Source organism: Gemmatirosa kalamazoonensis (genome assembly GCF_000522985.1).
In the GTDB taxonomy this organism is placed as follows: domain Bacteria; phylum Gemmatimonadota; class Gemmatimonadetes; order Gemmatimonadales; family Gemmatimonadaceae; genus Gemmatirosa; species Gemmatirosa kalamazoonensis.
Genome location: NZ_CP007128.1, coordinates 895,328 through 913,911, shown reverse-complemented (window position 1 = coordinate 913,911; position 18,584 = coordinate 895,328). Strand labels below are relative to the sequence as shown.

The following is an 18,584-nucleotide window of genomic DNA, read 5'->3' as shown; positions in this document are numbered from 1 at the left end:
CGACCGTGCGCACACGTCTCCTCGCTCTCGTCGTCGCGGTGATCGCGGCGCCGTCGTCGCTCGCCGCGCAGCAGGCGCCCGCGCCCGCCGGCGCGACCGGCGGGCCGCTCGTGCGGTTGTCCACGCCGACCATCGTCGAGCGGCCGCGCGTCGTCGGCACGCTCCTCGACGTCAGCGCCGACGCGCTCTCCGTGCGCACCGGGACGGGCGAGACGGTGGTGGTGCCGCGGCCGCTCGTGCGCCGCTACGAGGTGAGCCGCGGCCGCCTGCCGCGCGGCCCCGCCGTGCGCCGCGCCGTGCTCGTCGGGCTTGCGCTAGGCGCCGTGGCGGGCGCGGTGTTCACTCCCGACCACGCCGAGGGCGAGTCGAGCCGCGTGATGCCCTACACCCTCACCGGCGCGGCGATCGGCGGCGCGGTGGGCGGCGTGTTCGGGAGCGTGAACCGGCCGGAGCGCTGGGAGCGCACGGAGCTGCCGACGGCGCCCTGAGACGACGCGGCGTCGTTCGATCACCCGATCCGATCGTACAGCTTGGCCCCGAGAAGCCCGACGGCCGTCCCCACGCCCGCCCCCGCCACGACGTCGACGCCATAGTGCAGGCTCCCGTACACCGCGCCTAAGGCCAGCGCCAGCGTGCATACCGCGCACGCCGCGCCGAGCGGGCGCGAGGCACGGAGCACGGCGAGCGTCTGCGCGAGCGACACCGCGACGTGCGACGACGGGAACGCGGTGCCGCGCGACGAGCCGGCGCGCAGCAGCCGCTCCACCGCGCGCCGCACCGGGCCGTCGGGGATCGTCGTCGGCACGGGCCACTCGAACCACGGGCCCTGGACCGGGAAGCACACGAACACCGCGTAGCAGCACACGAACGCGAGCATGACGGTGAAGGCGGACACGGCGAACGCGCGCCGGCGGCCGCGCGCGAACAGCAGCAGCGGCGGGCCGAAGATCAGCGCGTAGTACGAGAGGTAGCCCGCGTGCAGCGTCTCGCTGAGCCAGCGCCACGGCGCCGCCGCGCTGAACGTGCGCGCCGGGCTCGCGCCGAACAGGCCGTGCTCCCAGCCGAGGACCCGCGCGTCGTGCATCGCCGTGCCGAACCCCGCGGCGACGTGCGGCAGCTCGTTGTAGAGCGCCGGCACGAGGAGCAGCGGGATCCAGGGCAGCCATGCCGCGATGCGCGAGTGCCCGTGCCGCGGCCGTGCCCCCCAGCCGGTCAGCAGCAGCATCGTCGCGTGCGCCCCGAGCCGGGTCGCCGAGGTACGGTCGAGCGCCACGGCGACCACGAGCGGCACCAGGGTGACCGCGAGGTAGGCCGCGACGAGCGCGTTCGCCGGCTCCCAGCTGGGATCCCACGCGGTCGGGGGGTACGGCGCGACGTGCGCGCGGCGGGCGGGGTGCGACGGCGGGGCCGCGGCCGGAGGTGGGGGAGGGGGGGCCGCGACGCCGCGGGAGGGGACCGCGGTCATGCCCGAATCTACATCCGTTAGCGTGCTTGTCCCAACACACCCTTCTCCCCTAATGTACGCGGGACGTTTCCCCCACCCGAGTTTCATGCCTCTCGAGATCGTGCCGGTCGAGACGGCGCGCGATCTTCGCCGCTTCATCGACGTTCCCTGGCACGTGTACGACCCGAAAGAGCACCCGCAGTGGGTGCCGCCGCTGCGACTCGGGGTCCGTGACACGCTGGACGATCGGAAACACCCCTTCTATCGACAGGGGGCGCGGGCGCTGTTCATCGCCCGCCGCGACGGCAAGCCGGTGGGGCGCATCGCCGCGATCGAGAACCGGGCGCACAACGCGTACTACGGCGACCGCACCGGGTTCTTCGGGTTCTTCGAGGCGAAGGACGACCAGGAGGCGGCCAGCGCCCTGTTCGACCGGGCGGCCGAGTGGCTCCGCGCGCGGGGGCTGACGTCGATGCGCGGGCCGTTCAACCCGTCGATCAACTACGAGTGCGGGGTCCTCGTCGGCGGCTACGAGCATCACCCGATGCTCATGACGATCTGGAACCCGCCGTACTACGACTGCCTGCTGAAGCGCGCCGGCTTCAAAGGGGTGAAGGAGCTGCTCGGCTGGTGGTTCCCGGCGACGGAGCTGGACTACAAGCTCCCCGAGGGCTACGCCCGCCATGCCGAGCGGGCGCGCGAGAAGACGAACGTCGTCTTCCGCGACCTCGAGCCGAAGCAGTTCGCGCGCGACATCAAGGTCTGCTGGGACGTCTACAATTCGGCGTGGGAGGAGAACTGGGGCTTCGTCCCGATGTCGAAGCCGGAGTTCGACCACCTCGGCAGGGACCTGAAGCAGATCGTCGATCCCCACTTCGCGTTCGCCGCGGAGGTGGACGGCGAGCCGGCGGGGATCGCGATCGCGGTCCCCGACTACAACGAGATCTTCAAGCGCATCCCGAGCGGGCGGCTCTTCCCGACGGGGATCTTCAAGCTGCTCACGGGGGCGAAGCGACTGCACACCGCGCGCATCATCGTGCTCGGCGTGAAGAAGGAGCATCGCACGCGCGGCATCTTCGCGCTGTTCCTCGACGAGTTCATGCGACGCGGGAAGAAGTACGGGATGACGGGTGGTGAGGCGTCGTGGGTGCTCGAGGACAACATCCTGATGTCCCGTCCGCTCGAATCGATCGGCGCGCGGCCCTATCGCCGCTGGCGGATCTACGAGCGACCGTTGGGCGCACCCGACGCACCGGTTTCTGGAGGCAACGCATGACCCTCGCGCACAAGCTCGTCGACGACTCGTACGGGCCCCCGACGGCCGCACCGCGCAAGACGCTGTTCGACAAGGCGGCGTCGTACACCGCCGCGCGCGAGGTGCAGGCGGCCGGCGTCTACCCGTACTACGCCCCGATCGAGGAGTCGACGACCTCCGAGGTGCGCATCGGGGGGCAGTGGAAGGTCATGCTCGGGTCGAACAACTACCTCGGGCTGACGCACCACCCGGAGGTGCTCGCGGCGTGCGAGCGGGCGCTGCACAAGTACGGCTCGGGCTCCACCGGCAGCCGGCTGCTGAACGGCACGCTCGACCTGCACGGAGAGCTCGAGCACCGGCTCGCGAAGCTGTTCCGCAAGGAGGCGGCGCTCGTCTTCACGACCGGCTTCCAGGTGAGCCTCGGCGTCATCGCGACGCTCGTCGGCCGCGGTGACCACGCGTTCCTCGACAAGCTCGATCACGCGTGCATCGTGGACGGCGCGCGGCTCGCGTTAGGCGAGGTGCACCGCTACGCGCACAACGACATCGCGCAGCTCGAGCGGCAGCTCGCCGCGGCGCCGGAGGAGGCGGGGAAGCTCGTCGTCACCGACGGCGTGTTCTCGATGGAGGGCACGATCGCCGACCTGCCGGGGCTCTGCGAGGTGACGCGCCGCCACGGCGCCGCGCTCCTCGTCGACGACGCGCACGCGTTAGGCGTCCTCGGCGAGGACGGCTCGGGCACGGCGCGCCACTTCGGCCTCGACGACCAGGTCGACATGGTGATGGCCACGTTCTCGAAGTCGCTCGCCTCGGTCGGCGGCGTCGTCGCGGGGCCGGAGGACGCGCTGCACTATCTGCGGCACCACGCGCGCGCGCTGATCTTCACCGCGAGCATGCCGCCCGCGTCGGTCGCGGGCACCCTCGCCGCGCTCGACATCATGGCGAAGGAGCCGGAGCGCCGCACGCGGCTGTGGGCGAACACGCGCCGCATGTCGGAGGGGCTCCGCGCGGCGGGGCTCGACGCGGGCCCGGGCGAGACGCCGATCATCCCGGTGGTCGTCGGCGCGCTGCCGCGCACGCTGAAGATCTGGCGCTTCCTGTTCGACGCCGGCGTGTTCGTGCACCCGGTGGTGCCCCCCGCCGTGCCGCCGAACGAGTGCAAGATCCGGCTGTCGATGACCGCCGAGCACACGTTCGAGCAGATCGACCGCGTCGTCGAGGCGTTCGCCGAGGCCGTCAAGCGCGTTCCGGCCTGACCGGTGCGGCGGTGTCGATGCGTCGGCGCTGGTGCGGCGGCTCTGAAGCGGCGGCCCTGATCCCGCGCGCGCTCAGCGCCGCCGTATCGGCGCCGCCGTATCAGCGCCGACGCATCGGCGCCGCCTAACGGACCAGCGGTGCGCATCGCGCTCGTCTCCGACATGTACCTGCCGCGCCGCGGCGGGATCGAGCTGCACCTCGCCGACCTCGCCGCGCGCCTGCGCGGCGCGGGCCACGCGGTGGACGTCCTCACGCCGACGCCGGGGCCCATGGATCTGGGCGTGCGGCGGCTCGCGCTGCCGCTGCTGCCCGGGACCGGCGTGACGATCGACCCGCGGCTGGTCGGCGCGCTCGGGCGCGCGCTCGACGCGGGGCGCTACGACGTGGCGCACTGCCACGCGAGCGTGTTCTCGCCCGCGGCGTGGGCGGCGATGTGGGCGGCGCGGCGCCGCGGCGTGCCCGCGGTGCTCACGTTCCACTCGGTGCTGCGCACGTCGGCCCACTACCTCGGCGCCGCGTACCGAGCGTTAGGCGCCGCCCGCTGGCCGCTCGCCGTCACCGGCGTGAGCGAGATCGTCGCCGGCCAGGCGCGTCGCGTCGCGCCGGGCGCGCCGGTGGGCGTGCTGCCCAACGCGGTCGACCTCGCGTGGTGGCGCGCCGGTACGGTGGCCGACGGGCGCGCGGGTGCGCTGCGCCTCGCGTGCGCCATGCGCCTGACGCGCAAGAAGCGGCCGGCCGCGCTGCTCCGCGCCGTCGCGGCGGTCAGCCGCGCACTCCCCGACGTGCGGCTCCGCCTCACGCTCGCCGGCGAGGGCTCGGCGCGCCCGGCGCTCGAGCGCCTCGTCGCGCGGCTCGGGCTCGGCGACGTCGTGCGGCTGCCGGGGTGGCTCTCGCGTCCCGCGCTGCGCGAGCTGTACCACGCCTCGGACGCGTTCGTGCTGCCGACGGTGGACGAGTCGTTCGGCATCGCCGCGCTCGAGGCGCGCGCCGCGGGGCTGCCCGTGCTCGCCCGCCGCGGCACGGGCGTCGGCGACTTCGTGCGCGATGGTGCGCACGGCTACCTCGTCGCGTCGGACGACGAGACGGTCGACCGTCTCATCGCGCTGGGCCGCGACCCGCTCCGCCTCGCGGCGCTCGCCGCGCGCTCGCGGGCCGAGCCCGTCGCCGCGTACGACTGGAGCGCCGTCGTCGCGCGGCACGAGGCGGTGTACGCGTCGGTGAGCGATCGCGGGGCAGCGAAGCGCGTCGCGCCGCGACGCGCCGCGGCGCGTTAGGCATGTCCGACGTCGCGGCGCCATCCGGCGCGACGCGCGCGCTCGCCGTCGACAGCCCGGTCGGGCGGCTGCTCCTCACCGCCGACGACGCGGGGCTCGTCGGCGTGTGGTTCGAGGAGAACCGCCACGGCGCGCCGCCATCGGATCTCGCCGCGCCCGCGCTCGGGCACGACGCCGCGTCGCGCACGCTCGACGCCGCGCGCGTGCAGCTCGCCGAGTACTTCGCCGGCGCACGCACGACGTTCGAACTCCCGCTCGCGCCGCGTGGCACGCCGTTCCAGCGCCGCGTGTGGATGGCGCTCCGCGACATCCCGTACGGGCGGACGATCAGCTACCTCGACCTCGCGCGCCGCGTCGGCGACGTGCGGGCGACGCGCGCCGTGGGCGCGGCGAACGGCCGCAACCCGCTGCCGATCGTCGTACCGTGCCACCGCGTGATCGGCACCGACGGGTCGCTCACCGGCTTCGGCGGCGGCATCGCGCGCAAGCAGTGGCTGCTCGCGCACGAAGGGGCGCTGTTGCTCTGACGGTTCAAGTCCACGCGGCCCGCAGCCGATACCTCCCGGCATGCGCCTGCGTCGTTCTCTGCTCCTCGTCCTCGCCGCGGCCGTGGCGTGCACCGACACGACGCTTGGCCCGGCCTCGGGCGGCGGCAGCGCCGTCGAGATGCCCGTCGAGCTCCTTCCCGCGGTCGCTGACCCGACGCCGCCGGCGCCGGAGGCCGCCGCTCGCACGCTCGTCATGCTCGACGAGGAGGGCACCGAGCCGGTGCTCGCGGTCGCGCGCGCGCTGCTCGCCGACCATGCCCCCGACGCCGGCGCGCGGGCCGACTCGATCGAGCCGCTGCTCGCGTCGCGTGGCTTCGTCGCACCGCTCACGCCGACGGAGGCCGCGGCGGTGGCGGGCGACGCGCGCGTGGCGTACTCGGAGCCGCCGCGCACGGTGACGCTGGACGACGTCGCGGCGTGGACCGCGCCGGTGGGACGAGGCGTGTTCGGTCAGCACACCGCGCTGCTCGGCCTCTCCGCGCCCCCGTGGGCGCTCGACCGCATCACGCAGCGCGCGCTGCCGCTCGACGGCGCGGCGACGTTCACCGGCGACGGCGACGGCGTCACGATCTACGTCGTCGACACCGGCGTCCGCGCGTCGCACGCCGAGTACGCGGGACGCGTGACGTACGGGCCGGACTACATCGACGGCGGCACGACGAGCGGCGACTGCAACGGGCACGGCACCAAGGTCGCCTCCGACGCCGCCGGCGCGACGATGGGCACCGCGCGCCAGGCCGACATCGTCGCCGTGCGCGTGCTGGACTGCGCGGGGAGCGGATCGTCGGTCGGCATCGTGCAGGCGATCGACTGGGTGATCGATCAGGTGCGCCGGCACCCGGGTCCGGCGGTGATCAACATGTCGTTAGGCATCACCGGCGTGTGCGTGCCGGTGAACCAGGCGGTCGCGCAGGCGACGCAGGCGGGCATCGCCGTCGTCGTCGCGGCGGGCAACAGCGACGCGAACGCGTGCGGCTTCAGCCCCGCCGGCGAGCCGACCGCGATCACCGTCGGCGCGACCGACGTGTCCGACAATCGCGCGAGCTTCTCGAACTGGGGCAGCTGCGTGGATCTGTGGGCGCCGGGCGCGAACGTCGACGGCGCCGACGCGTCGGGCGACCACGCCTACGCGCCGTGGAGCGGGACGTCGGCCGCCTCGCCGTACGCCGCCGGCGTGGCCACGCTGTACCTCGCGCAGTTCCCCGCGGCGACGCCGGCGCAGGTGAGCGCGGCACTCGGCGCGGGCGCGACGTCCGGCGCGATCCGCGGCGCGAACGTGACGAACAACCGGCTGCTCTATCTCCCCGCCAGCGGGAGCGCGCCGAACCCCGGCACGGCGGGCGGCACCCCGGGCACGTTCGTCTCGCCGCCGACGGCGCGCGCGTCGATCACCTGCGCGCGGCGCTCGTGCACGTTCGACGGCCGCGCATCGACCGACGCGGAGCGCATCGCGAAATGGGCGTGGACGTACGGCGAGACGGGGACGGGCTCGACGGCGACGACGACGCACAAGTACCAGGTGGACGGCACCTACATCGCGCGCCTGACGGTGACGAACGCGCGCGGCCTCACCGCCTCGCGCCAGGACACCGTACGCGTGACCGACGGTGCGCCGACCGCGCGCGCGACGGTGACGTGCACCGGCTGGACGTGCCGGTTCGATGCGTCGCGCAGCACCGACGACGGGAAGGTGACGCGCTACGCGTGGACCTACGGCGACGGCAGCGCCAGCGCGGGCACTGCGACGTCGCACGCCTACCGCACCGCCGGCACGTACGCCGCCACGCTCACCGTCACCGACGACGTGGGACAGTCGTCGCAGGTGCAGATCTCCGCCGCCACGACGCCGCGCCCGCCGACGGCGACGGCGCGCGTCACGTGCACCGGCCGCACCTGCACGTTCGACGCGTCCGCGTCGCGCGACGACATCGGGATCGCGTCGTATACGTGGGACTTCCTCGACGGGTCGCTGCAGACCGGCGGACGCGTGACGCGGAGCTACTCGACCGCGGGGACGAAGCAGTTCCGGCTCACGGTGCTCAACACGTCGAACATCGCGACGACGGTGACGGGGAAGTTCACGCTGCGGTGAGGGCGCGGACGGGATCGACAGGATCCGCGGCTCCTTGTTGGACAGGATGACACGACGGACAGGATGAACACCAACAACGAAGCAGTTGTTGTTGGTGTTCATCCTGTCCGTCATGTCATCCTGTCACTGCAACGGAATCGCCCCGCATGCAATGAAAAGGACGCGTCTGTGACCATGGACGTGGCGAGAATCGAGACTGTCCCTGGCTGAGATGGTCTCCTCCTGTCCTGCGATCATGGAGCACGAGGCGCAGACGCGTGTGATCATCGGTTGCGCGATGACCGTCCACCGGGCACTGGGGCCCGGTTTTCTCGAGTCGGTATACAAGAACGCGCTCACGTACGAGCTGCGTCTCGCCGGCATGAGCGTGGAGCGTGAGAAGCCGCTCGAGGTACGCTACCGCGGCGTCATGATCGGCGCCTTCAACGCCGACATCCTCGTCGACGAGCGTCTGCTGGTCGAGGCCAAAGCCGTGCGCGCGCTCGCCCCGTCGCACGAGGTCCAGACCGTCAATTACCTCACCGCGGCCGGCCTCGACACCGGGCTTCTGCTCAACTTCGGTGCGCCGCGGCTCGAGTTCCGGCGGAAATGGCGCGAGTACCGGAAGCGCGCGTCGACAGGATGAGAGACGAGCCTAACAAAAGGCAGACAGGATGATAACAGGACGGACAGGAGAAGAACCCAACACCAAGAGCAGCGCGCTTGTTGGTTCTCCTCTCCGTCCTGTCATCCTGTCCGACAAAGAGCCCTGGGCTCCTGTCCATCCTGTCGACTCACCGCACGGCGCCCGCCGCCCCCGCGCGCCGCGGGTCGGCCCCCGCCGTCACCGTGCCGCGCCCGAACGTGATCGCCGCGCCGTAGCCCTCGCGCAGCTCGCCGGGGAGCGACACGAACTGCAGCCGGTAGCCTAACGCCTGCAGCCGGCGCATCGCGGCGGGGGCGAAGCCGTCCTCGAGCTGCACGGCCGGCCCGTCCGGCCCGCGCCCGCTCGGCAGGAAGCGCGGCAGCTCGAGCGCGCGCTGCGCGTCGAGCTTTCCGTCCACCGCGCCGACGAGCGTCTGGTACACCGCCGATCCGATCCACGCGTTGCCCGCCGCGCCGACCGCGAGCACCGGGCGCGCGTCGGGCCCCGCGCCGTCGAGCACGATCGTCGGCGCGAGCGTCGAGCCGTGCCGCGCGTTCGGCAGGCGTGCGCCGTACTCCGCCGGGTCGGTGCCGTACGACGTGAGCTTGTCGTTGTACAGGAAGCCGAGCCCCGGCGAGACGTAGAAGTTGCCGCCCCACGTGCCTAACGTCTGCGTCACCGCGACGACGTTGCCCTCTGCGTCGGCCACGGTGAACGCGGTCGTGCCGGCAGAGTGGCAGGCGGTGACCTCGCGCGCGTGCTCCGGGCCGCACGGTGACTCGGCAACGGCATCGACCGCAGAGGACGCAGAGGACGCAGAGGAAACCATCGAATTGGTTCTCCTCTGCGTCCTCTGCGTCCTCTGCGGTTCAATTGTCGTCTTCGCGGGCTCGCACGGCAGCGTCACCGCGCGCGACGGATCGAAGCAGCGCGCGCGCGCCCGCGCCGTGTCGCGGCTCGTGAACGGCGTCACGTCCACCGGCCACAGCCCGGGGTCGGCGATGCGCCCGCGCGTGCTCGGCACGAGCTGCCACGCGGCGAGCATCGCGTGCAGCGTCGCGGCGTCGTCGGGGTACGGGCGCGGCGTCGGCGCGAGCTGCTCGAGGATCTGGAGCTGCGAGACGAGCGACGCGCCCCCGGACACCGGCGGTGCGCTCGACCACACCGTCAGGCCGCGGTACGTGCCGCCCACCGGCTCGCGCTCCGCCGCGTAGTAGCGCGCGAGGTCCGTCAGGCGCATCGCGTTCCCCTGGCCGCGCAGGTCCTGCACGAGCCGGCGCGCCACCTCGCCGCGATAGAAGCCGTCCGCGCCGCGCGCCGCGATCTGCTCGAGCACCCACGCGAGGTCGGGGTTGCGCACCGTGTCGCCGACGCCCAACGGACGACCCTCGCGAAAGAACAGCGCGCGGCTGCCGGCGTATTTCATGAAGTGCGCGCGCTCGGTGGCGAGCGTCGTCGCGAGGCCCTCGCTCACGGCGTAGCCGCCGCGCGCGGCGCGGATCGCCGGCGCGAGCAGCTCGGCCCACGGGATCTTGCCGCTGCCGAACCGCTTCCACGCGGTGTGCATCCCCGCGACGGTGCCCGGCACCACGGGCAGCACGGGGCCGTCGTCCGGATAGCGGCCGTTCACGAGCAGCGCGCCGTCGTCGAGCGTCGCCTCCTCGGGCACGCGTCCCATGAACTCGACGAGCGCCGGTCGCGCCATCCCGCGCTGCCGGACGAGCATCTCGCCGTAGCCGCCGACGCCGCTCGCGTCCGGCTCCACGACGCCTAACGCGAACGACACCGCGACGGCCGCGTCGACGACGTTGCCGCCGCGCCGCAGGATCTCCAGCCCGGCCGCCGTCGCCACCGGATGCGCGCTCGACACCGCGGCACGCCCCGTCGCGCTCGCGCGGAGCGGGGGCCGCTCCAGCATCGCGCGGTGGATCACGTCCTCCAGCGTGGAGTCGCTCGCCGCGGCGAGCGCCGCGGGGCGCAGCCGGTCGCGCACCGCCTCCCACGCGCGGCGTCGGTCGCGCGCCGAGTCGCCCGCGAAGTAGAGCGCGGCCGTGCGCGTCCACGCGCGGTCGAACGCCTCCGCGTTGCGCTCCGCGCGCGGCCGGTCGAGCGCGATCGCGCGCGGGGCGAGCGAGGCGTCCACCGCGGCCGGCGCGTCGATGGTCCACAGCCCCGCGGTGTCGCGCGCGTCGCGCAGCCGCTCGCCGACGTCGCGTGCGGGGTCGCGCAGCCGATCCGGGTCGCCGTTGTAGCCCGGCGCGTCGTCGCCTAACGGCGCGAGCGCGATCGTGCGGCCGTCGGGCGACCACGCGGGCGCGGCGCGGCGCGCGCTCACGAGGTTCACGTAGCGGCCGTCGAGCGGCGTCACGAACACGCCGCGCGTGCCGCCCGACACGCCGGCGAACGCGAGCCGGTCCCCCGCCGGTGCCCACGCCGGGCGCTCGGCCGGCTGGCCGGTCAGCACCGTGCTGTCGGAGAGCACGCTGTCGCCGCCGGCGAGACGACGCACGCGGATCCGTGCGCCACGCTCGTCGGGCGCGATCGACACGAGCCGCGCGCCGTCGGGAGAGAACGCCGGCCACCGCTCCGGCGCGTCGCCGCGCCCGAGGCGCCGCTCCTCGCCGTTAGGCAGCCGGATCCAGAGCCGCGCCGCGGCGCCCTGGCCGCGCACGAACGCGACGCGCCCGTCCGGCGCCACGCTCGGCTCGCCCTCCGGCTCCGGCGCCGTCGTGAGCCGCTCCGGCGCGCCCGCCGCGCCGTCGGCGCCCACGCGCACGCGCCACAGATCGAATCCGCCGGCGCGGTCGGACGCGAAGACGAGCGCCGCGCCGTCGCGCGTCCATGCCGGCTCGCGGTCCCACGCGGCGCCCGACGTGACGCGGATCCAGCGCACCGCGTTAGGCGCCGTCGTCACCGGCGCGGCGCTCACCCACAGGTCGCCGTCGACGGCGATCGCGAGCCGGCCGTCGGGCGCGTAGGCGGGGGTGCGGGCGGTGCCGGGAAGCGTGGGTTGCAGGGCGAGGGCGGCGAGAACGGCGAGCGAGTGCATCACAGAGCGGTGCGAGTGAAGGCGGTGGCGCGGTCGGAATTGGCGGAGGTGCGCAGGGGAGGGCAAGCGGCGTTGCAGGCTCCGAAAGCACGCGGTATCATGAAAATGGGTCACTATTTCATGAGGATGCAACGTGCCGCCGCGACGCGTGAGCGAAGCCAGTCCCGTGCAGGTCTACCTCGGCCCCGAGGAGCAGGCACGGCTCGCGGAGCTGGCGGAGCACCTGAAGGCGACGAAGTCCGAGGTGCTGCGTCGCGGGCTGCTGGCGCTGGAGCGTGAGTTGGGCGATCCCCGGGACCACCCCGCGCTGAGGCTGATCGGAATGATCAAGGACGGGGCGCCGTACCCTGATCCCTCCGGGCTCGATCCCGCCCGCGATCACGATCGGTACCTCGCCGACATGGAGGAGCGGAGTTGGCACACGTCGAGAACGCTGCCGCGCGCGGAGCCCGACAAGCCCGGGAGACGTCGCCGTGCCCGGTGAGCTCTTCGTCGACACGAGTGCGTGGTATCCGATCCTCGACCAGAAGAATCCCGCGCACGACGCCGTGGTCGGGCCGTATCGCGCGCTGCTCGGTCAGCGGCGTCGTCTCGTGACCACGAACCTCGTGGTGGTGGAGAGCCACGCGCTGCTGCTGCGACGCGAAGGACGTCGGACAGCACTCGCCGCCCTGCGCGGAATCGATCGTTCGACGGATGTCGTCGTCCACAGCACGCGCGAGCTCGAAGTCGCCGCCCGCCGAGACTGGCTCGAGCGCTACGCCGACCAGGACCTCTCGCTCACCGACGCGGTAAGCTTCGCCGTGATGCGACAGCGCGGGATCGAGGAGGCGCTGACGCTCGATCACCACTTCGCGATCGCGGGATTCCGCGTGCTCCCGGCGTGAGCGCCTGACCGCCCGTCCCCGCTCACTTGCGCGCCCTCCACGCCCGGGCGCATCGTCTTGGGGAGGTCCGCCGCCCGACCGCACTTCGTGGAGTCGCGTATGAGAGTCGCCGCGCCGTTCACCACCGCCGACGCCACCGGCACGTTCGACCAGCGCCCGCGCGACGAGGAGCTCGATCTCCACGGCCTCACGCACCCCGGGCGCGTGCGGTCGGAGAACCAGGACCAGTTCCTCCTGTGCACCGTGCACCCGCAGGTCGTGGTGCACGGCACGAGCCTCCCCGATCCACGCGCGCTCTCGCTGCGCGGCCAGCGGCTCGCCACGATCATGCTCGTCGCGGACGGCGTGGCGGGGAGCGCGGCGGGGCGCCTCGCGAGCCAGCTCACGACCGAGGCCGTGACGCGGTACGTGTCGCACAGCCTGCGGCGCTACCACACCGCGGGCTCGCCCACGGAGGGCGAGTTCGTCGCCGAGCTGCGCGACGCGGCGATCGAGGCGCACGAGGTCGTGCGCGCCGAGGCGCAGAACGCGCTCGACGGGCAGGAGATGGCGACGACACTCTCGTTAGGCGTCGTCGTGTGGCCGTGGCTCTACGTCGTGCAGGTCGGCGACAGCCGGTGCTACCTCTTCCAGGACGGCGCGCTGCGCCAGGTCACGCGCGACCAGACGCTCGCGCAGGACCTCGTCGACCGCGGCGTGCTCCCCGCCGAGCGCGCGCAGCAGTCGCCGCTGAGCCACGTGCTGTCGAGCGCGATCGGCGCCGCGGAGGCGGCGCCCGAGGTCACACGCGTCGACATCCGCCAGCGCGGCAGCGTCGTCCTCGTCTGCAGCGACGGCCTCACGAAGCACGTCCGCGACGACGAGATCGCCGCCCACCTCGAACGCATGACCTCCGCCGAGCAGGCGTGCCGCGACCTGCTCCAGCTCGCGCTCGACCGCGGCGGGACCGACAACGTCACGCTCGTCATCGGTCGCGCGCTGCGGCAGCCGAACGACCCCTGAGCGTCAGCGCTGCTCGGACGTCGCGGCGCGGCGGTCGGCGGCGCGGTTCGCCTCGTCCTCCACGGTCTTCAGCACGTCGCGCCACGCGAACCGCTTCCCGCTGCCGCGCACCCAGTAGTCCATCCACGCCATCTCCACCGTGGACTTGAAGAGCTGGTTGCGCGGGTCCGGGATGCCGTGCGTGCTCCCCGGGTAGACGTAGAACTCGGTGGGAACGCCGAGCCGCTTGAGCGCCATGTGCAGCTCCTCGCTCTGCGGCCGCGGCACGCGCGGGTCCCCCTCGACGACGTGGATCATCGTCGGCGTCTTCGCGTTCTTGATGTACTTCAGCGGCGATTGGTTCCAGTACGCGTCGAAATCCTCGTACGGCAGCTTGTCGCCGAGGTAGAACTGCCGCACGCGCTGCATGTCGCTCTCGGCGAACATCGAGATCCAGTTCGCCGTGCCGGCGCCGGTGCTGATCGCCTTGAACCGGTCGGTGTGCGTGAGGATCCAGTTGGACCAGTGGCCGCCCGCGCTCCAGCCGAGCACCCCCATCCGGTCCGCGTCGACGACGCCGGCGGCGATGAGCGAGTCGACACCGGCCATGATGTCCTGGTAGCCGGGGTCGAAGTAGTTGCCGACGATCCCGGTCTTGAACGCCTGCCCGTAGTTCGTCGACCCGCGGTAGTTCGGGCAGAGCACCGCGTATCCGGCGCCGGCGTAGACCTGCGCGCCGTAGCACGGGTTGAACGACAGGACGTCGGCGCCGGCCGGGCCGCCGTGGATCGCGACGATGAGCGGGTAGCGCGTGCCCGGCTGGTAGCCCACCGGCGTGACGAGCAGCCCGCCGACGTGCGTGCCGTCCTTCGACCGCCACCCGATCTCGCGCTCCTCGCCTAACGCGAAGCCCCGCACCTGCGGGTTCGCGTCCGTGAGCTGCTTCCACGCCGCGCGGTTGCCGATCTGGTCGAGCGGCGGGACGGCGAACAGCACGTTCGGCGTCGACGGGTCGGCGTAGGTGACGAGTACGCGCTTCGAGTCCTCGTCGCGCGTGACGCGGACGGAGGCGCTCTCGCGCGTGACCTGGCGCACCGTCCCCTTCGCGACGTCGAGCGCGAGGAGCTGGTTCGTCGCCCGCACGCCGTCGTTGAAGTAGATCGTCTTCGAGTCGGGCGCCCAGAAGTCGACGCTCACGTCGCCGTCGTAGTCGGTGCCGAGCTTGCGCCACTGCCCGCCGCGGTCGTCGACGCGGCGCAGGTACACGCGCGTGTCGTTCAGCGAGTAGCGCGTGAGGTCGTCGGGCGCGGCGAACGCCACCCACTGCCCGTCGGGGGAGAAGCTCGGCGCGCTCTCGCCGACCTCGCGATTGTTCGTGAGGCGCTCCATGCGGCCCGTCGCGACCTCGAGCAGCCAGTTGTCGGCGTAGTCGTTCTCCTCGGTGATGTTGCGCTCGTAGCGGTTCGCCGACGCGCCGCGGAAGCCGACCCACTTGCCGTCGTCGGAGATCGTGAACGACGCCACCGAGAACGTCGTGTCGCGCGTGAGCCGCGTGACGCGCGACGGGTCGAGGTCGATCGCCCACAGGCTCGACGGCGGCACCGCCATGTTGCGCACGCTCACCGTGAACCGCTTCTCGCGGCGCAGCTTCTCGTCGAGGTCCACCGTGTCGGCGGTGACGAAGTAGATGCGCTTCGAGTCCGGCGCCCACCGCCACAGCCCGACTCCCGCCGGCTGGCGCGTGAGCTGCTCGGCGCGCAGCGAGTCGACCACCGCGCCGCCCCCCGACACGAGCGCGGCAACCGGGAGCCGGTAGAGCTGCTCCTCGCCCGCGCGCCCGCTGCGGTAGGCGAGCCAGCGGCCGTCCTTGCTGAACGCGAACGTCGACACGCCGTCGCGCGCGTCGGTGATCCGTCGGGCCTCGCCGCCGTCGGGGTGCATGAGGTAGAGCTGGTTGCGGCCGCCGGCCGCGCCGGGGCCGGGCGTGGGTGCCGCGTTCGGTGTCGCGTTAGGCGTCGCGGCCGGCGCGTCCCGGTCGGACGCGAAGACGAAGAACGAGCCGTCGCGCGACCAGGTCGGGTTCGTCTCGTTCTTGTCCTTCGTGAACGTGAGCTGCCGCGTCGACGACAGCCCCTGCTCGGCGCTCACCACGAACACGTCGCTCTGCCGCCGCGCGTTCTGCCAGTCCGGGAACGACACCGTGTAGAGCACCCAGCGGCCGTCGGGGCTCGGCGCGGCGCCGCCCACCTGGCGGATCTGCTGCACGTCGAGCCAGGTCATCGGGCGCTTGGCCTGCGCGCCTAACGACGACGCGGCGACGGCGAGGAGGAGCGGGATGCGGAGCTGCATGGGTGTTCTCGAAGAGGGGATGACGTTCCCGGACTCCGAGAAGCTACGGGCGCGCACGGGCGCCTTCCAGCAGGGCGGCGGCGCGCGCTCAGCGCCGCCCGAACCAGAGACCGAGCGCGAGGCCGAGCGCGAGCGTCGCGACACACAGCGCGACGACCAGCCACGGCCCGACGCCCCCGGCCGCCGCGCGCTCCGGCGCGGTGGCCGCACTCGGCGCGGCGGCCGACGCGGCGGGGGCTTCCTGCGTCGCGCCGAGCGGGATCGCGTCGAGCGCCTGGATCACCTCCGCCGCCGACTGCGGGCGATCGGTCGGGCGCTTCTCGAGGAGCCGGCCGACGAGCGCGGCGAGCGCGTTAGGCAGATCCGCGCGACGCCGCGCGACCGGCTCCGGCTTCTCGGTGACGTGCGCGGCGAGCATCGCCTGCGGCGCCCGGCCGGCGAACGGGTGGCGGCCGGCGAGGATCTCGTAGGCGAGCACGCCGAGCGCGTAGAGATCCGCGCGGTGGTCCACGCTCGGGTCCGCGGCCGCCTGCTCGGGCGACATGTACGACGGGGTGCCCAACGCCACGCCCGCCGACGTGAACGGCCGCCCCTCCGACGCGCCGCCGTCGTGCGACGCGGCGACGGCCTTCGCGATGCCGAAGTCCACGACGTGCGCGTGCCCGTCGGCGATGAGGATGTTGTCCGGCTTGAGGTCGCGGTGCACGATGCCGCGGCCGTGCGCGTACGCGAGCGCGTCGGCGATCTCGCGCAGCAGCTTCACGGCCGGCGTCAGCGGGAACGCCCCCTCGCGGTCGATGCGCGCGCGCAGCGACTCGCCCTCGACGAGCGGCATCGTGTAGTAGAGCAGCCGCCGGTGCTCGCCGGCCGTGAGCAGCGGCACGACGTGCGGGTGGCGCAGCTGGGCGATGAGCTGCACCTCGCGGCGGAAGCGCGCGCCGCTCAGCCCTCCGCTCATCTCCGGCGGCAGCACCTTCACGACGACGGAGCGGCCGAGCGTCGTCTCGGTGGCGACGAACACGCGCGACATCCCCGCGCCGCGCAGCTCGCGGTCGACCGTGTAGCGCTCGCCGAGCGCCTCCTGCAAGCGGTCGCGCAGCTGCGCGCGGAAGCTCGTCACGCGCCCTCCACGGTGCCTAACGCGCGCGGCACGCGAAGCTCGCTTCCGCGTCCGTGCTGCCCGAGCCCGTGTACACGGCGCGCTGCGGGTAGGCGCACAGCGGCCGCGAGCGCGTCACGCGGCCCGTGGTGTCGCGCTTGACCGCCACGATGCGCTCCGGCGCGCGCCCGTGCTCCACCCAGTCCACGACGGTGCGCAGCCACGGCGCCTGGTCGGGCCCCGCGCCGCCGGCGCAGTGGAGCACGCCCGGCATGAGGAACAGCCGCGCGTAGTCCGGCGCCGCCGGGTCGCGCGCGCGCACCTGGTCGTAGTAGTCGATCGTGGCGAGCGGGTTGAGCGCGGGATCGGCCCATCCGTGGTAGAGCAGCAGCTTCCCCTTCCGCGCGGCGAAGCGCGACAGGTCGGGATCCACCGCGTCGAGGAACGACGCCGTGCGACGCGTGTCGGCGAGCATGCGCGCGCGGTCGTAGCGGCTGTAGTCCCACGTCGAGTCGCCGAACGTGAGGTAGCGCGCGCCCTGGATCGCGAACATCGCCTGCGCGTTCGGCGCGCCGAGCGACCGGATCAGCGCGGTGTCGCTGCCCGTGATCCACGCCGGCCATCCCTCGGCGAACGCCTCGCCGCCGAACGGCTGTCCGGGATAGATCACGGCGCCGCGCGCGTCGGTGGTCGGCGCGTAGATCGTGACGATCGCCGCGCGCTGTGCCCGCGTGAGGCAGTCGGGCGCCGCGCGGTCCGACGGGCAGGCCTTGATCGACGCGACCGCGAAGTGGCAGTCGCGCGGATCGTCGATGACGCCGTCGGTGACGCCGTCGATCGCGTCGCACGCGTCGAGCACCTTGCGCGACAGCAGGTCGAGGCTCGCCTGCGTCACGACCGGCGTGCGGAACGTGCGCGGCGTGGGATACGTCGCCTGGAGGTTCTTCACGAACGAGATCCCGATGCGCGTGAACTGCGCGGCGGGCGCGCCGGCGATGACGCCGTCGAAGTCGTCCGGGTAGCGCTGTACCTCCATGAGCGCCTGCCGCCCGCCGTTGGAGCAGCCGGCGAAGTAGGCGTAGCGCGGCTCCACGCCGTAGTACGCCTTCGCGAGCACCTTCGCGACCTCCACGGTGCGGTGCACGCCGACGTACGCGTAGTCGAGCTGCCGCTCCACGTCGTTCAGCGCCCATCGCGCGCTGCCGCCGTCGTCGTCGTGGCCGGTGTCGGTCGTGACCGCGACGTAGCCCTGGTTCGCGGTCGCGAGCGCGCCGCGGTTGAGCGAGCCGGCGAATCCACCGTTGCCGCCCATGTACAGTCGCCCCGTCCACGCGTCCGGGAGCACGACGACGAACCGGATCGCCTTGCCGACGACGCCGGCGACCCGGCAGTGCGGCACGCGCGCGTCGTCGTCGCGGCTCGGCGCGCGCACGTCGTCGACCGCGGTGAGGCGCACGTCGGGGAGGCGGAGCGCGCGCAGGCCGGTGCAGCCGCCGGCCGGCGCGCGCAGCGTGTCCGCGCCCCCCTGTGCCTGCTGCGCGGCGGAGGGTGCGGCGAGCGCCGCGGTGAGAGCGAGTCCGATGAGAGGCGTGACGGTCAGGCGCATGCGGACGCGGGCTTGGCCGCGCGCCTAACGATCGCCGAGGGGCGCGCTCGCGCCGAAGGTACTGCGAGCGAGGGCAGGAGGGCAGGAGGGCGAATCGAAGGGCAAGAGGCCAGGAGGG

General features: G+C 73.4%; 15 protein-coding genes. 10 read left to right on the top strand and 5 right to left on the bottom strand.

Features of this window, described 5'->3' with window-relative positions; translation table 11 throughout:
* The first annotated feature begins 5 nt into the window (after positions 1–5).
* Positions 6–488, top strand: coding sequence for a hypothetical protein (locus J421_RS03985; RefSeq protein ID WP_104022229.1), 483 nt, complete (start codon positions 6–8; stop codon positions 486–488).
* Between the two features lie 20 nt (positions 489–508).
* Here the strand turns inward: J421_RS03985 and J421_RS03980 are convergent, their stop codons facing one another.
* Entirely contained in the window at positions 509–1,465 is a 957-nt protein-coding gene (locus J421_RS03980; RefSeq protein ID WP_158508649.1) for a phosphatase PAP2 family protein, read from the bottom strand.
* An 85-nt stretch (positions 1,466–1,550) separates the two neighbouring features.
* Between J421_RS03980 and J421_RS03975 the strand changes: the two genes are divergently transcribed.
* The 6 genes from J421_RS03975 to J421_RS03950 all read left to right on the top strand — a co-directional run bounded on the left by J421_RS03975 (position 1,551) and on the right by J421_RS03950 (position 8,495).
* Positions 1,551–2,720, top strand: coding sequence for a GNAT family N-acetyltransferase (locus J421_RS03975; protein WP_025409877.1), 1,170 nt, complete (start codon positions 1,551–1,553; stop codon positions 2,718–2,720).
* Complete coding sequence (locus J421_RS03970; RefSeq protein WP_104022226.1) at positions 2,717–3,955, top strand: aminotransferase class I/II-fold pyridoxal phosphate-dependent enzyme; 1,239 nt, start codon at positions 2,717–2,719, stop codon at positions 3,953–3,955. Before J421_RS03975 ends, J421_RS03970 begins: the two co-directional genes overlap by 4 nt.
* 138 nt (positions 3,956–4,093) lie before the next feature.
* The gene (locus tag J421_RS03965) at positions 4,094–5,230 is read left to right on the top strand and encodes a glycosyltransferase family 4 protein (protein WP_025409875.1); all 1,137 of its coding nucleotides are present in this window, start codon (positions 4,094–4,096) and stop codon (positions 5,228–5,230) included.
* Positions 5,231–5,232: 2 nt separating this feature from the next.
* Positions 5,233–5,757, top strand: a complete 525-nt coding sequence (locus tag J421_RS34280) for a methylated-DNA--[protein]-cysteine S-methyltransferase (RefSeq protein WP_104022225.1) — start codon at positions 5,233–5,235, stop codon at positions 5,755–5,757.
* Between the two features lie 40 nt (positions 5,758–5,797).
* A complete protein-coding gene (locus J421_RS03955; RefSeq protein ID WP_104022224.1) occupies positions 5,798–7,870 on the top strand; it encodes a PKD domain-containing protein in 2,073 nt (690 codons plus the stop codon).
* 211 nt (positions 7,871–8,081) lie between these two features.
* The gene (locus J421_RS03950; RefSeq protein ID WP_312845231.1) at positions 8,082–8,495 is read left to right on the top strand and encodes a GxxExxY protein; all 414 of its coding nucleotides are present in this window, start codon (positions 8,082–8,084) and stop codon (positions 8,493–8,495) included.
* A 148-nt stretch (positions 8,496–8,643) separates the two neighbouring features.
* Here J421_RS03950 and J421_RS03945 read toward each other — a convergent pair whose 3' ends face one another.
* Complete coding sequence (locus J421_RS03945) at positions 8,644–11,544, bottom strand: gamma-glutamyltransferase (protein ID WP_025409872.1); 2,901 nt, start codon at positions 11,542–11,544, stop codon at positions 8,644–8,646.
* A gap of 166 nt (positions 11,545–11,710) precedes the next feature.
* Here J421_RS03945 and J421_RS32575 point away from each other — a divergent pair, with 166 nt between their 5' ends.
* From J421_RS32575 to J421_RS03935, 3 genes are all read left to right on the top strand, one after another.
* The gene (locus J421_RS32575; protein ID WP_025409871.1) at positions 11,711–12,028 is read left to right on the top strand and encodes a hypothetical protein; all 318 of its coding nucleotides are present in this window, start codon (positions 11,711–11,713) and stop codon (positions 12,026–12,028) included.
* Positions 12,018–12,431 (top strand): type II toxin-antitoxin system VapC family toxin, encoded by a 414-nt coding sequence (locus tag J421_RS03940; protein WP_025409870.1) that lies wholly within the window; start codon positions 12,018–12,020, stop codon positions 12,429–12,431. The genes J421_RS32575 and J421_RS03940 overlap by 11 nt, the downstream gene beginning before the upstream one ends.
* Positions 12,432–12,530: 99 nt before the next feature.
* A complete protein-coding gene (locus J421_RS03935; protein ID WP_025409869.1) occupies positions 12,531–13,433 on the top strand; it encodes a PP2C family protein-serine/threonine phosphatase in 903 nt (300 codons plus the stop codon).
* A 3-nt stretch (positions 13,434–13,436) separates the two neighbouring features.
* Here the strand turns inward: J421_RS03935 and J421_RS03930 are convergent, their stop codons facing one another.
* The 3 genes from J421_RS03930 to J421_RS03920 all read right to left on the bottom strand — a co-directional run bounded on the left by J421_RS03930 (position 13,437) and on the right by J421_RS03920 (position 18,466).
* The gene (locus J421_RS03930; RefSeq protein WP_025409868.1) at positions 13,437–15,761 is read right to left on the bottom strand and encodes a S9 family peptidase; all 2,325 of its coding nucleotides are present in this window, start codon (positions 15,759–15,761) and stop codon (positions 13,437–13,439) included.
* An 88-nt stretch (positions 15,762–15,849) separates the two neighbouring features.
* Complete coding sequence (locus tag J421_RS03925) at positions 15,850–16,881, bottom strand: serine/threonine-protein kinase (RefSeq protein ID WP_025409867.1); 1,032 nt, start codon at positions 16,879–16,881, stop codon at positions 15,850–15,852.
* A gap of 16 nt (positions 16,882–16,897) precedes the next feature.
* Positions 16,898–18,466: a tannase/feruloyl esterase family alpha/beta hydrolase gene (locus J421_RS03920; RefSeq protein ID WP_025409866.1), complete on the bottom strand. Its 1,569-nt coding sequence runs from the start codon at positions 18,464–18,466 to the stop codon at positions 16,898–16,900.
* Positions 18,467–18,584: the final 118 nt, after the last annotated feature.